Below are 13,764 nucleotides of genomic sequence, written 5' to 3'. Positions count from 1 at the left end.
CCACCGCGTGCGGCGCTTCGCAACCGCACGCTCACGAAGCCAGCAGGGCGGCCGCCAGGCCGTCCGGCGCGGCGCCTATGTTCAGCTGCGGCGTGCCGTGCCATTCCGCGCAACGCTGCAGCGCCCGGCGCAAATCGGTCACCAGACGGCCGCTCGCCCGCACGTCGGGCTCCAGATGCAGCGACTTCACCTCGAATACCCGTTGCGTGCGATGCGCTTTCGCGTCGATGCGCCCGATCAGCCGCCCGCGGTTCAAGATCGGCAGTGCGAAATAACCGTACTTGCGCTTCGAAGCCGGCAGATAACATTCGATCGCGTAGTCGAAATCGAATAGCGCGACCGCGCGCTTGCGGTCCCACACCACCGGATCGAACGGCGAGAGCAGCGTCGTGACCGTGGAGGCGAGCTTGCCGCTCGCGGCATCGTCGATGAGCGTCGCGTAGTCGCGATGCACGAACGCTTCGTGTTTCCAGCCTTCTACGCGCACCGGCTGCAGCTCGCCCGCGTCGGCGAGCGCGTGCAGTGCCTCGGCATAAGAGCGGCGCGGCAGCCGGTAGTAGTCGGCGGCCCAGACCGCGCGGATCACGCCGAGCGCGCGGCAGGTGCGCAAGAGCAGCGCGCGCTCCGCGTCGGCGCGCTTCGGCAGGTCGCGCGCGTCGCTCCAGTTCGGCAGCACGCGCTCGGCCACGTCGTACACGCGCTGGAAGTTGCGCCGCTCGGCCACCATCAGCGCGCCGGTCGCGAACAGCACTTCAAGGTGGCGCTTCTCCGGCTTCCAGTCCCACCAGCCGCTGCGCTTGTCGCCTTCGGCGCGAGCGAAGTCGGCGGAACGCACGGCGCCCTCGGCGCGGATATGTTCGAGCAGCGCTGCGATTTCGTCGCGGTATTTGGCGTGCCACTCGGCCGCGTATTTCCAGCCCATGCTGGAAGGGTCGAGCATGCGATGGCGCAGTAGCCCGTAGTCTTCGATCGGCACGAAGCACGCCTCGTGCGACCAGTATTCGAAGAGCCGGCCCTCGGCGAGATGCGCGTCGAGCCAGGCCGCCTCGAATGCGCCGATGCGGCTGAACAGCACGAAGTAAGGACTGCGCGCGACCACGTGGATCGTGTCGATTTGCAGTTGCGCCATGCGGCGGATCGCCTCGAGCACGTCGTCTTTCGTGGCCTTGCGGCGCGGCGGCGTGAGCAGCCCCTGCGCCGCGAGGTGCAGCGTGCGCGCCGCAGCGAGCGGCAGTGTCAGCGTGTGGCAGTGTGGGCTGGCCTCGGCAATCGCGCTCGTTTCCGCAATATCCGGACTGCGCTCACGCATGGACGCCCGCTGCCACCGTCACCGGCCGCAGCGTGGCGAGCCGTTGATGGATCTGCGCGACCACGGCCGCGCCTTCGCCCACCGCCGCCGCCACGCGCTTGGTCGAGCCCGCGCGCGCGTCGCCGATTGCGTAGACGCCTTCCACCGAAGTCGCGAGGCTGCACGACGCGTCGCCGTCGCCGGTCAGCACGAAGCCGTGCGGGTCGAGCGCCACGCCGCACGCGCGCAGCCAGCCCGTGTTCGGGTCCGCGCCGGTGAAGAGGAAGAGGTGGCGCGAGTCGAAATGGTCGATGCCTTCCGGGCACGGTTGCTTGAGCAAAACCGAGGCGAGGCCGCTGTCGTCCTCGCCGAGCCCGCCGATCTCGCTGTGCGGATGCACCATCACGTTCGAGAGCGAGGCGATGCGGTCGATCAGGTAGCGCGACATCGTCGATTCGAAGCCGGTCTTGCGGATCAGCACGTCGATCTGGCGCGCATGCGTGGAGAGATAGACGATGGCCTGGCCCGCCGAATTGCCGCCGCCCACGAGCACCACGTTCTCGTGCTTGCACAGCTTCGCCTCGACCGGCGAGGCCCAGTAGTAGACGCCGCGGCCGGTATATCGGTCGAGGCCCTGGATGGCGGGTTTGCGGTACACCGCGCCGCTCGCGATCACCACGGTATGGGCGCGCACGTCGCCGCTGCAGGTTTCGAGGCGGCGCGGTTCTTCCTCGCAGTGCAGCGCGCGCACCGTCACCGGAATCGCGACGTGCGCACCGAACTTCTGCGCCTGCACGAATGCGCGGCCCGCGAGCGCCTGGCCCGAAATGCCGGTGGGAAAGCCCAGATAGTTTTCGATGCGCGAGCTCGCACCCGCCTGGCCGCCCGGCGCGCGCGCGTCGAGCACGATCACCGAAAGGCCCTCGGACGCCGCATAGACCGCCGTCGCAAGGCCGGCGGGGCCCGCGCCCACCACGGCGACGTCGTAGACGCGCTGGCCGTCGAGCTCGGGCAGGATGCCGAGACACGTGGCCATTTCGGGCGAAGTGGGATGGCGCAGCACCGTGCCATCAGGGCAGATCACGAGCGGCAGGTCCTCGCAGCGCGCGGCGAAGCGCTCGATCACGCAGAGCATGTTTTCGTCGCGCTCGTCGAGCAGGGAATATGGATGGCCGTTGCGCGCGAGGAAGCCTTGCAGCGAAATGAGTGCGGGATCGTTGTGCTTGCCGACGAGAATCGGGCCGCCCGCGCCCTTTTCGATCAGCGAGACGCGGCGCAGGATCAGCGCGCGCACGATGCGCTCGCCGAGCTCGGCTTCGGCGACGATGGCCGCACGCAGCCGCTCCGGTGGAATCAGGATCGCATCGACGGGTTCGAGCGCAACGCCGTCGACGAGCGCCGGGCCGCCCGAAAGCTGGCCCACTTCGGCAAGAAAATGGCCGCGCCCATGCTCGACGATGAGCCGCTCGCGACCGAGCCCGTCGCGCTGGAACACTTTGACCGAACCGGAGAGCAGCACGAACATGCCGGGGCCGGTTTCGCCCGTGCGAAAGAGCATTTCGCCCGCTGCCCAGTGCTGTTGCTCGCCGAAGCGCGCGAGGCGCGCGATCTCGTCGTCGGTGAGCTGCGGGAACATCTGGTGGCGCCGCGTGGAAAGCGTCGAGAACGGCGCTTCCGCGGGTTGCGGCTGCGTATCGGAGTGGCGGCTCGCGGAAGGAGGCACCTCGGAATCGGGAACCTCGGCTTCGGTGATCGTGCCCATCTGGCGGTTCTCCTCGTGCGGGCGGCTCGGGAGCGGGCCGCCCGGATCAGACAGCTCTAGGCGTAATGTTGACCGGGACTTCGGAGGCGGCCTCCACCTTCAGCGACTCGAGCGTGCGGCCGGCATCGCGCCACGCGTCGAGGCCGCCGAGCAGCGGCAGCACATCGGAAAAGCCGGCCTCGACGAGTTGCTTGGCCATCCAGGCCGCGGAAATTTCATTGGGGCACGAGCAGTAGATCACGAGCTTCTGATCGCGCGGATATTTCTCGAGGATCTCGTTGAGCTGGCGTTCGTCGGCGAAGAGCGCGCCCGGAATGATGTACGGATCGAGCTTGCGCTTTTCCTCCGAGCGAATGTCGAACACCACGGGCGGCGGCTTGCCGCCCATCGCGTGGTAGAGATCGTCCACTGTAATGCGGGCTCTGGCGAGCTTCTTGATGAGCTGGCGGCGGCGCTGCCAGCGGTAAGTCGCGTACAGCAGCAGGAGCACGACCACCACGACCGCTGCCATGCGCCCAAGGCGGCTCGCGCCGGCGAGCATCATGTCGATCTGCGGTGCGAACAGCACGCCGATCAGCAGGCCGGTGCCGGACCACAGCGCCGCGCCAATGCCGTCGAAGCCGACGAACTGCCGGTAGGACACGCCCATCGCACCCGCCATCGGCACGGAGACGATCGAAAGCCCCGGCACGAACTTGGCGATGGCGAGCACGCGCACGCCCCAGCGGCCGAAGAAGCGTTCGGTCTTCTTCACGCACGTGTCGCGCGAGAGCGAGAGCTTGCAGAGCGTCTTGAGCGTGTTGCCGCCATAGAGACGCCCGGCCAGAAACCAGACGCTGTCGCCAATGAGCGTGGCGAAGATGGAGAGCACGATCACCGGCGCCACTTGCTGGCCGATCGAACCGGGATGCATGGCCGCCATCGCGCCGAACAACACGAGCGCGGGCATCGCGGGCACGGGCAGCCCGAGCGATCCGGCGAGCACATTGATGAACACCAGCGCAGGCCCGTAGTGCGCGATGAGGTCATGTAGCATCGGCTTACTTCCGTTGCGCCTTGAGCGGGGAAACGGGAAAGATTGGAGGGTAACGTAAAGATTATGGACGCATTTCGAAGGCGTGCAAGCGGGGCTGCGCGCGCCGTGCGCGAGAGCAGCGAAGTGCGTGCGCCTGAACCCACCTCAAGCCCCGTCGGGCCGGGGCATCACGACCGCTCGTGCTCGAGCGCACGTGAGCCGGCCTGTCACGCGCGGCACGCGTGTGAAAAAAGCGCCGGATTGAAACGAGACGACAGAACGCAGCGGGCAAGCGGCGTGCAATTGCATGCGCGCCACTTGTCCGCTGCTTGAATGCGCGCGCTTAGCGCGTGTGCGTTTCCCCAGGCAGCTCCGCGCCTTGCGCGCGAATTGCTGCGATCAGCTCAGCCGGCGTGATTTCGTAACGCACTTCGCGATGCATGCCCGGCTTGCGCTCGTCGACTTCGACCAGCAAGAGGCTTTTGCCGTCGGCCGCCGATTCGAGGCGCAGTGAACGCAGTTCGCGCCCGGTCGCGTCGTCATGCTCGGTGAGCAGGGTCATGTTTCCGGAAGACCCGGTCGTGCGCATTGATGTTGTCCTCGTGCGTTGGGTGGTCGAGCCATTGTACGGGGTCGGCCGCGCGGCGTCTTTTAGCGAGTGAGCGTAGCCGCACACAGCAAGGTCGCCGTGCCGCGATCCTGGCCAGCCAGTTTAACGCGACTCGCCGCCACGACGCTCCATTTTTGCTCGCCCCGCAACGGCCCTTGCGAAATGCGTTGCGCGTTGCACCATTGTCATGGTTGCGAAACACGCCGGTGTCGGGCCGGGACGTGCGCCCCAGAAAAAACGGCTCGCCCGGGCAGGCCGTCAAAACGCCATTGTTACTCGATCAGCAAGCCTGCGGTGCGGGTTGCCGACGGTTCGCATGGTGACGCTCGACCGTGGCAGCGTCGAGATGGGGCGAACGCCGATCCCTCTGACCAATCGGCGCACGCGTGCCGCTAGATGCCCGCCGCGTGGCGGCGCCCGCTTCGAGACTTACGCCGCGATGTCCTCGGCCGCCTCGGCAGCGACGTTCGCCGCGCGAACCGGCTGATGGCTTGCGGGGTGGCGTGCGGAGGAACGAGCGGACGGCGAGCGCGCCGCCGGCTGGACGCCCGCCACGGTGAAGAGCCGCACGGCTTCGTCGAGCACGTCGGCTTGCTCGGCGAGACGCTGTGCCGTGGCGGCGGCCTGTTCGACGAGCGCGGCGTTCTGCTGCGTCGCGCTGTCCAGATGCGCGACCGCCTGGTTGACCTGGCGGATGCCCTCGGCCTGCTCGCCGCTCGCATTCGCGACCTCGACGATGATCGACGAGACGCGGCTCACCGCTTCGTCGATCGAGCGCATTTGCGCCGTCGTGTTGCCAACCAGCCTCGTGCCCTCGGCGATCTCGCTCACGCTGGCGTCGACGACCTGCTTGATCTCCTTGGCCGACGCCGCGCAGCGCTGCGCGAGCATGCGCACCTCGCCCGCCACCACGGCGAACGAGCGGCCCGCCTCGCCGGCGCGCGCGGCCTCGACGGCGGCGTTCAGCGCGAGAATGTTGGTCTGGAACGCAATGCCGTCGATCACGCCCGTGATGTCGGCAATGCGCTGCGACGCCTCGGTGATGCCCACCATCGTGTGCTCCATTTGCGCCGCGATCGAGCCGCCTTCGGCAGCGGCGGCCTGGGCGTCGCGCGCGAGATCGAGCGCGCGGGCGCTGGCCTCGGCGTTGGCCTGCACGGTGGTCGTCAGCTGATCCATCGTGGCGGCGGTTTCTTCGAGCGAGGCGGCCTGCATTTCGGTGCGGCGCGAAAGATCGAGATTGCCGCTGGAAATTTCGTGCGCGGCGTCGAGCATCCCGTCGATCTGCGAGCGCACGTCGAAAACGATCGCCGTGAGATTGGCCTGCAATTGATTGAGCGCCTGGAGCACGTCGCCGAGATCGTCGTTCGTGGCGATCGCGAGCGTGGCCGTGAGGTCGCCGGCGGCCATGCGCGTGGAAGCGGTTGCCATCTGCGCGAGCGGCGCGCCGAGGTGGCGCGTGGTGAGACGCCAGGCCCCGAAGGCGCAGACACAGGCCGCGCCGAACGCGCCCCAGAACGGCAGCGGCGGCAATCCTTGCCAGGCGGCGAAGCCGGTCGCGGCGAAGACGGCGGGCACCGCGCCAAAGCCGAAGGCGATGCGCGTGGCGACGGGCACGCGCATCAGCGACTGCAGCGCGCCGATCACGCCCGTGCGAACCACGGCGCCATGGCGCAGTCGCACGCCGTGCAGACGGCCTTCGCGCATTTGCGCATAAAGCGCCTCGGCCTGGCGGACCTCCTCGCGCGTGGGCTTCACGCGCACGCTCAGATAACCGACCAAGGTGCCTTGCTCGGAGACGGGCGTGACGTTCGCCTGCACCCAGTAGTGATCGCCGGTCTTGCGGCGGTTCTTTACGAGCGCGGTCCAGGGCCGGCCTTCGCGAATGGTCTCCCACAGGTCGGCGAACGCTTCGGCCGGCATGTCGGGATGACGGATGATGTTGTGCGGCTTGCCGATCAGTTCTTCTTTCGTATAACCGGACACCGCGATGAAAGCGGGATTGCAGTATTGAATGCGGCCCTTGAGATCGGTGGCCGAGACGAGCATCTGCGAAGCGGGATAGTCGAATTCCTGCTGCGTGACGGGCTGATTGTTGCGCATGAGATTCCTTCGAGAGGGCCGCTTGAGACCCAACGACACTGGAGGGTTAACGGCTTTTCCCCTACGAACTTTAGGGATTTGAGCAGGCGGGAGGCGATCCGCGGGCAACGGGAAAATCCGTTGTGCGATCAATGGATTGGGTGGGATGTTGGGGGGTGTATGCACAGACTTGTGCACTTGAACTGTGGACAAGTCCGTTGCCTCGAAAACGTGCAACTTCTCTGTCGCGCGCACCATTGATGTTTGCGATCAGGGACTTAGCTTCGCTGTCCAGAAGTTATGCACAGGGCTGCCAACAAAAACTGTGGAAAAGCGCGGTGGCTTTTCGACTGCTTCGGGCCGTGATGCTGCGATTGGGAACGCTGGGCATTATCCGAAGCGCGTCAAGGACTTGATGCGATCTTCCCGGGGTTACGCACAGGGCTACCCACTATATTTGTGGACAAATCGCGGTGTATGGGGTGCTTCGCGTTGCCGGGGAAATCGGGTGGTGGCTGAGGGCATGTTCTGATGCCCGGCGAGGTACTCGCGGGTTGCGAGCCACGCAAGACATTAGGCCTGCCGCTGTGAAAGCTTGCAACTTGCTTGACGTTCGGACAGTTACCGTTTTCGATCAGGGACTTGGGTTCGCTGTCCAGAGGTTGTGTGCAGGGCTGCCAACAAAATTTGTGGACAAATCGTGGCTGGCAGAACGTCTCGCGTTACCGGAGAAATCGGATGGTGGATGGTGGTATTAGTTGATGCCTGACGAGTCACGACCTGCCCTCCGGATTGGGTCCGCGCCGGTGCCGGCCCTGTTCGGTGCCCGCTTACCCCCGTTCCTTGTTGGGAATGTGCAGATTTCAGAACCGGCGGACGCCATGTACATCAACCTGCCTTGCCTGGCCGCATCGCCAAGGAAGAACCGGCTGATGCAGGTGCGCGCCTGTCTGGGTTGTCGCAAAGCTGTCTTACATACCTGAAGGGCATTTTGCGCGTCTCGGATGGGATCGAGAGCGGGCAACCTGCGACGAGTGAGTCGGCGCGATGAACCCGCTCAGTGAAATGGTAAAGCTGGCCACAATCCGCTATCCCGAATTTCTGCCAGCCAGGCACTGATCCAGTTCTCCGATCCACCGCAACATTCCCTCTGGCTGTGAGCACCGGGTGACTTGCTGCGTCACATAATCGTTCGTTTGCTGGTACGGGGAATTTATCTATTTACTTCGCATAACGAACTATATATGGAAATGTGTCCGTGGAATCGAAATTTCCCAAACGCTAGCTGGGCTGCGTCAGATGCTGCGCCCATACCTTGGTGCCGGGGACCCGTCAATGGCTCGGTTCCTTGACAGCCTCGTGGGCGCGAGCGTGAAGGTGGTCCATGACATGCACCGCTGGGCGGACGACCTGCATCTGACGCGCGGCCTTGCGGTCACGCTCACGTTCGATGAATCGCGCACCGATGGCTGGTCGCCCTTTGCATTCGCGCTGGCGCTGGAGCGCTACGTTGCGCGGCACGTCTCGCAGCATTCCTTTACCCGCACCACCTACTGCACCACCCAGCGAGGGGCGGTGTTCACCTGGCCGATGCCTACCGGTACGCGCGGTGTCTTCTGATGGAGGATCACGGATGACATGGAACACGCAGCCGCGTGCGCTGGAGGTCATCAGCGATGCGATTCCCGAGCACTGAACGTCTCGTTGTTACCGCGACAAAGCCGACACAAGGAGTGAAAATTAAAGCAGTAGATACGATGAAGGCAATTTTTTCGACCATTTTCAATCCGTCCTTGGCTGGCAGCCTTCTGGAAATTCGAGAAGAGTCCCCTGCTCACCAGGAAATCGATACTCACCAACGACGGCGAGGACCTGCGCAAATCCACCGCATCGAGCAACATAGCCATTAAAGGGATGCTTTGGGTGCCCACCGGCCCTCGCACAATCGCCTACTGCGCTCCCTCCCGCCACTCCTCGGCCCCTCCCACATCTCCCGCCACCGAATAGAGCACTCGCGTATTGCGCGTCTTGAGAAAATCCTCGAGCGTTTCCCCACGCATGGCCGCGTAGATATGAAGGTTAGAAGTCCCGATCACTGCGCCGAGCTTCTCCAGCACGAAGAAGATCACGCCATAATGAATCAACCCACGCCAATCGCGCCTGCGCACGAGTTCCTTTTCCTCTTCAGTCAGCCCAGCCTCGGCAAACGAGCGCTCAGGATCGGCGAGAAACGCGCGGCGATGCGACTCGTCGATCATCGCGTGCAAGTACTTGTTCAACCGGTACGCCTTCAGGCTCGCTTCGAGACCGAACGGATACGTGCCGGCCAGCTTCTGCGCGCCAGCCAGTTGCCTCGCTACGTGCTGCCGGTGCCGCGCCTGCGCCTCGCCAACTGGCGCCATCGCGGCATTCTCGAGCACGAGCGTGCCGATGCCCGTCATCGAAGGCAGGTAGTAGCCGCTGTGCACCGTCTTCACGCTGGCGCTCAGTGCGCCGCGCATAACGAGCCACATGATGACCTCCGCGCCTTCCAGCCCGCCCGCTTGCGCGTACTCCGCGTGCGTGAGTTCGGCGAGCGCCTCCGGGTCGTTCGTGATGGCGTCGAGAAAGCGGTGGTCCCAGTCCACGTTGTTGAAGCCTGCACGCTCGCCGTGCACCTGGTGAGAAAGGCCGCCCGTCGCCATCACCACGACGCGCAGGTCCTCGGGGTAGCTCTCGATCGCGCGGCGCAGCGCCTGCCCGAGCTTGTAGCACCGCCGCGCCGTGGGAATCGGGAACTGCAGCACGCCCACCTGCAACGGCACCACGCGCGTGGGCCAGCCCGTGGCCGTGCGCTCCAGCAGCGCCGACATGGGCGAGAAAAAGCCATGGTCGAGCGGCTTGTCCTGGAAGAACGACATGTCGAATTCGTCGCTCATGAGGCTCGTGCCGATGTGCCGTGCAAGCGCCGGATGCCCGCCGATGCCGGGCAGGTCGCGCACGCCGCCGCCTTCGTCGGCGACCGTGTACTCGCTGCCTATGCCCAGCGCGAACGCTGAGTAGTGGTCGAAGAAGAACGACGTCACGTGGTCGTTGTAGATGTAGACGATCGCGTCCGGCTGCTGCTCGCGCAGCCAGCGCTTGACCGGCTCGAAGCTTTCGAAGATCGGCGCCCAGGCCGGCTCCTGTTCCTTGTGCGCGTCGTGCGCAAAACCAATGGTCGGGGTATGCGAAACGGCGATGCCGCCAACGATCGTGGCCATGTCTCCGTGCTCCTTGTGTCGGGTGTGTGTCGATGGATGGCGACAATGTATGGTTGACGGCAGGTTAAGTAAATTGACTTGTTCGGCAAAATTCCATAACTTCAGATTATGGAAAATAGCGAATCGCCATCTCGCAAGAATTCGGCCACGAAGGTCGCCACGAAAGCGGCCACGAACGCGACCGTGAAACCCGCCACCAAACTGACTAAACGCGCGGACCCCGCCCGCGACGCGGCGGACGAGGCGCGGCGGCAACTGGCATCGAGGCTGCGCCTTCGGCATTTGAACTGCTTCGTGGCAATTGCCCAGGAGCGCACGCTCGCACGGGCGGCGGCTCGCCTGCATTTGAGCCAGCCCGCCGTTTCGAAGACGCTCGTGGAACTGGAGCAATGGGCCGGCGTGCGCCTCGTCGAACGCGGCAGGAACGGCGCGGCGCTCACGGTGCAGGGCGAGCACTTCCTGCGCTACGCGCTCGACGCAACGCGCGCGGTCGAGGCGTCCGCCTCGGCGCTCGCGCGGCATGAAGCGCACGCGGTGCCAGCCGTTCGGCTAGGCGCGTTGCCGACCGTTGCGACTGCGCTGGTGCCCGAGGCGCTTCTGCGCTTCAAGGCGCTCTTTGCGCATGTCGGCGTGAAGATTCATACCGATTCGAACGCCGAACTCTTGCGCGCAGTGAAAGCCGGCGATCTCGACCTGATGGTGGGCCGGATGGCGGAGCCGGCCATGATGCAGGGTGTTTCCTTCGAGTACCTGTACACGGAGTCGCTACGGGTCGTCGCGCGGGCGGGGCACCCGCTTGCGGGCGAAGGCGTGGCGCCCGCCCTCGATGCCGTGCTCGGGTTCCCGCTGGTGATTGCAGGCGAGCGCACGGCGCCGCGTCATCACACCGAGGCGTTCTTCGAGACGCACGGTTTGTCGGTGCCCGAAGGCGCGATCGAAACGCAGTCGGCTTCCGTGGCGCGCCTGATCGTCGCCGGCTCGGACGCCGTGTGGATCGTGCCGCAGCGTGTCGCGCAAAGCGATATCGATGCTGGGCTGCTCGTGCAGATCGACGTGCCGGCTCCGCAGGGCGTGGAGCCTATCGGCATTCTTCGGCGCAGCACTGTCGCGCTCAACGACGCTACCGCCGCGCTCTCGCATCAACTGCGTGCATGCTCGCAGGCCGTGTAGCGCCTGCCGCCGGAAGTGTTGTTGAAATGTCGATTGAGATTGAAACCGGATGAAACATGTGAAATGATATCGATTCTCATTTCCCGTGGATAAATCTGCGGCGAAACAACAACACCAGCCAGCTTAGCGTCGATTTCCTCGGTCCTCCTGGGGCGGCCAGCCAGCCAATCAACCCGCTTCGCACGCGCCAGCTTTGTGCGCGTTGCCCAGCCGGGTTTTGTCTTGCACAGGGACCTCATGTTGAACAGGACGCCGCTCGCGAGTGCGCTCGCGCTGGCTTTTGCTTTGCCTTTTGCCTCCCCCGCGCTCGCGCAGAGCGCGCCTGCTGTCACCGCCGCTTCGACGGCCACCCGAACTTCGGCGAGCACCGGCAACCCCGCCGCCGCGCAACCGGCGCTAGCCGTCCAGACCGGGCAGACCGCGCAGGCGGCGCAAGCCCAAGCTCAAACGGCTCAAACGGCTCAATCGGCTCAAACGGCTCAAACGGCTCAAACGGCTCAAGCGTCCCAATCCGCGGCACCGGCAACCGACAACGCCACACTGCCCACGATCTCCGTCTCGAGCCAAAACGATGATCAGGACTTCCAGGCAGACCGTGCGACCGTCGGCGCGAAGACGCCCACGGCGCTGCGCGACATTCCGCAGACGGTCACGGTCATCAACAAGGCGGTGATGCAGTCGCAGGGCGCCACGTCGTTCCAGGACGCGCTGCGCAACGCGCCCGGCATTACGATCGGCGGCGCGGAAGGCGGCCAGATCGGCAACAACATCAACCTGCGCGGCTTCACGGCGCAAAACGATATCTATCTCGATGGTTTTCGCGACCGCAACCAGTATTACCGCGACACCTTCGACCTCGAATCGATCGAAGTGCTCTACGGTCCGTCGTCGATGCTGTTCGGCCGTGGCTCGACGGGTGGCGTGATCAATCAGGTCACGAAGCAGGCGAACCTCACGCCGCTCACCGAAGTCTCGGCCACGGTAGGCACCAGCGACCGCTATCGCGCGACGCTCGACGTGAACCGGCCGATCGGCGATCACGCCGCATTCCGGCTCAACGCTTTCGGCCAGTCGATGGGCTCGACGCGCGACGAGATGAAGAACAAGGACTACGGCTTCGCGCCCGAGTTGCGCTTTGGTATCGGCACGCCGACCGAGGTGACGATCTCGGCGCTCATTCAGCACAACTACGACATGCCGGACTACGGCGTGCAGGCGATCAACGGCCGCCCGTTCGCGCCATCGAAGAGCACGTTCTACGGCCTCACCGACGACCGCACGATCCAGGACGTGCAGACCGTTCAGGCGCGGGTGGATCACAGATTCGACGACCAGTTCAAGATCAGCAACCAGACGCAGTTCTCGCACTCGCTCACCGATGCGCGCGAAACCGCGCCGGGCGCGGTGCTGACGGGGCCGCTCGCCACGAGCACGGCGCTCAAGAACGGCAACTTCACGAACCTGCCGCTCGAGGACCTCTACATCAAGCTGGCGAGCCACGACCGCGTGATCGAAAACCACTCGATCTACAACGATACGATGGCGCAGTACAAGTTCACCACGGGCTTCCTGAAGCACGACATGATCGCGGGCGTCGAGGTCGGGCACGACAGCTACACGAACCAGGCCTATACGCGCAACAACCTGCCGATTCTTTCGCTGCTCGACCCGGTGTACATTCCAACGCCCTCGAACGTCACGCAGACAGTGGGCAATCACGCGGAGTCGGGCGCGACCACGCTCGCGGCGTACTTCAACGAAACGATGTCGATCGGCGAGCACTGGAAGGTCATTGGCGGCGTGCGTTGGGATCGCTTCCAGGCGCACATCGCCAACACGATCAACGCGCCGCTCTATGCGGACCAGACCAACACCTTCACGAGCGTGCGCGCGGGCGCGATCTATCAGCCAACCGACTGGCAGTCGTATTACTTCTCGTACGGCACGTCGTTCGATCCGTCGCTCGAGGCGCTCACGGTCACGAACACTACGCAGAACCTCGCGCCCGAGCACACGAAGTCGTATGAAGTGGGCGCGAAGTGGGATCTGCTGGGAGGCAACCTTTCGGTTACCTCAGCATTCTTCCAGCAGGAAATGGACAACGCGCGCACGCAAACCTCGACGGGCGAATACACGCTCGAAGGCGACATTCGCGTGCGCGGCTTCCAGGCGGGCGCAACGGGCCACCTCACCGACAAGTGGCAGGTGTTCGCGGGCTACACCTATATGGACGGCGTGATCCTCAAGGCGCTCGACGGCACCCAGGGGAACACGCCGGCCAACACGCCGCGCAACACGTTCACGCTGTGGACCACGTATGCGTTCGCGCCGCATTGGGAAATTGGCGGCGGCCCGACTTATATGTCCGCCCGTTACGCGGCGAACACGAATTACGTGGAGGCGCCTGGCTACACGCGCTGGGATGCGATGGCCGAGTACCGCGAGAAAAAGTGGGACGTACGGCTGAATCTGCTGAATCTCACCAACAAGTTTTACTATGACGCCCTCATCCAGTCGGACGGCGGGCGTTCGGTCCCGGGCATCGGCCGAACGCTCCTTGCGACGTTCGACTACCGCCTCTGATCACCGTACGCG

The 13,764-nt window shown here is 64.9% G+C and carries 9 protein-coding genes; 3 read left to right on the top strand and 6 right to left on the bottom strand.

Translation table 11 applies throughout. The features are described 5' to 3' along the window. Positions 1–31: 31 nt before the first annotated feature. The 5 genes from VMJ11_RS22220 to VMJ11_RS22200 all read right to left on the bottom strand — a co-directional run bounded on the left by VMJ11_RS22220 (position 32) and on the right by VMJ11_RS22200 (position 6,778). Complete coding sequence (locus VMJ11_RS22220; protein WP_325621808.1) at positions 32–1,309, bottom strand: winged helix-turn-helix domain-containing protein; 1,278 nt, start codon at positions 1,307–1,309, stop codon at positions 32–34. Continuing rightward, entirely contained in the window at positions 1,302–3,050 is a 1,749-nt protein-coding gene (locus tag VMJ11_RS22215; RefSeq protein ID WP_325621806.1) for an FAD-dependent oxidoreductase, read from the bottom strand. Before VMJ11_RS22215 ends, VMJ11_RS22220 begins: the two co-directional genes overlap by 8 nt. A gap of 46 nt (positions 3,051–3,096) precedes the next feature. Then, entirely contained in the window at positions 3,097–4,086 is a 990-nt protein-coding gene (locus VMJ11_RS22210; protein ID WP_325621804.1) for a DedA family protein/thiosulfate sulfurtransferase GlpE, read from the bottom strand. Between the two features lie 322 nt (positions 4,087–4,408). Further along, positions 4,409–4,654 (bottom strand): hypothetical protein, encoded by a 246-nt coding sequence (locus VMJ11_RS22205; RefSeq protein WP_325621802.1) that lies wholly within the window; start codon positions 4,652–4,654, stop codon positions 4,409–4,411. 450 nt (positions 4,655–5,104) lie between these two features. Continuing rightward, positions 5,105–6,778 (bottom strand): methyl-accepting chemotaxis protein, encoded by a 1,674-nt coding sequence (locus VMJ11_RS22200; RefSeq protein ID WP_325621800.1) that lies wholly within the window; start codon positions 6,776–6,778, stop codon positions 5,105–5,107. 1,194 nt (positions 6,779–7,972) lie between these two features. Here VMJ11_RS22200 and VMJ11_RS22195 point away from each other — a divergent pair. Next, positions 7,973–8,377 carry a type VI secretion system baseplate subunit TssF gene (locus VMJ11_RS22195; protein ID WP_414694451.1) on the top strand — a complete coding sequence of 135 codons (405 nt, stop codon included), beginning with the start codon at positions 7,973–7,975 and terminating at the stop codon, positions 8,375–8,377. Positions 8,378–8,706: 329 nt separating this feature from the next. On the opposite strand, the gene VMJ11_RS22190 is transcribed toward VMJ11_RS22195, so the two are convergent. Then, entirely contained in the window at positions 8,707–9,999 is a 1,293-nt protein-coding gene (locus VMJ11_RS22190) for a gallate dioxygenase (protein ID WP_325621797.1), read from the bottom strand. Between the two features lie 183 nt (positions 10,000–10,182). Between VMJ11_RS22190 and VMJ11_RS22185 the strand changes: the two genes are divergently transcribed. Continuing rightward, positions 10,183–11,169, top strand: a complete 987-nt coding sequence (locus tag VMJ11_RS22185; RefSeq protein ID WP_325621795.1) for a LysR substrate-binding domain-containing protein — start codon at positions 10,183–10,185, stop codon at positions 11,167–11,169. A 237-nt stretch (positions 11,170–11,406) separates the two neighbouring features. Beyond that, complete coding sequence (locus tag VMJ11_RS22180; protein ID WP_325621793.1) at positions 11,407–13,752, top strand: TonB-dependent siderophore receptor; 2,346 nt, start codon at positions 11,407–11,409, stop codon at positions 13,750–13,752. The last annotated feature ends 12 nt before the right edge of the window (positions 13,753–13,764 follow it).

Source organism: Paraburkholderia sp. (assembly GCF_035501035.1).
In the GTDB taxonomy this organism is placed as follows: Bacteria; Pseudomonadota; Gammaproteobacteria; order Burkholderiales; family Burkholderiaceae; genus Paraburkholderia.
Note: the sequence above shows the minus strand (reverse complement) of the source record. Positions and strands in the feature narration are given on the sequence as shown.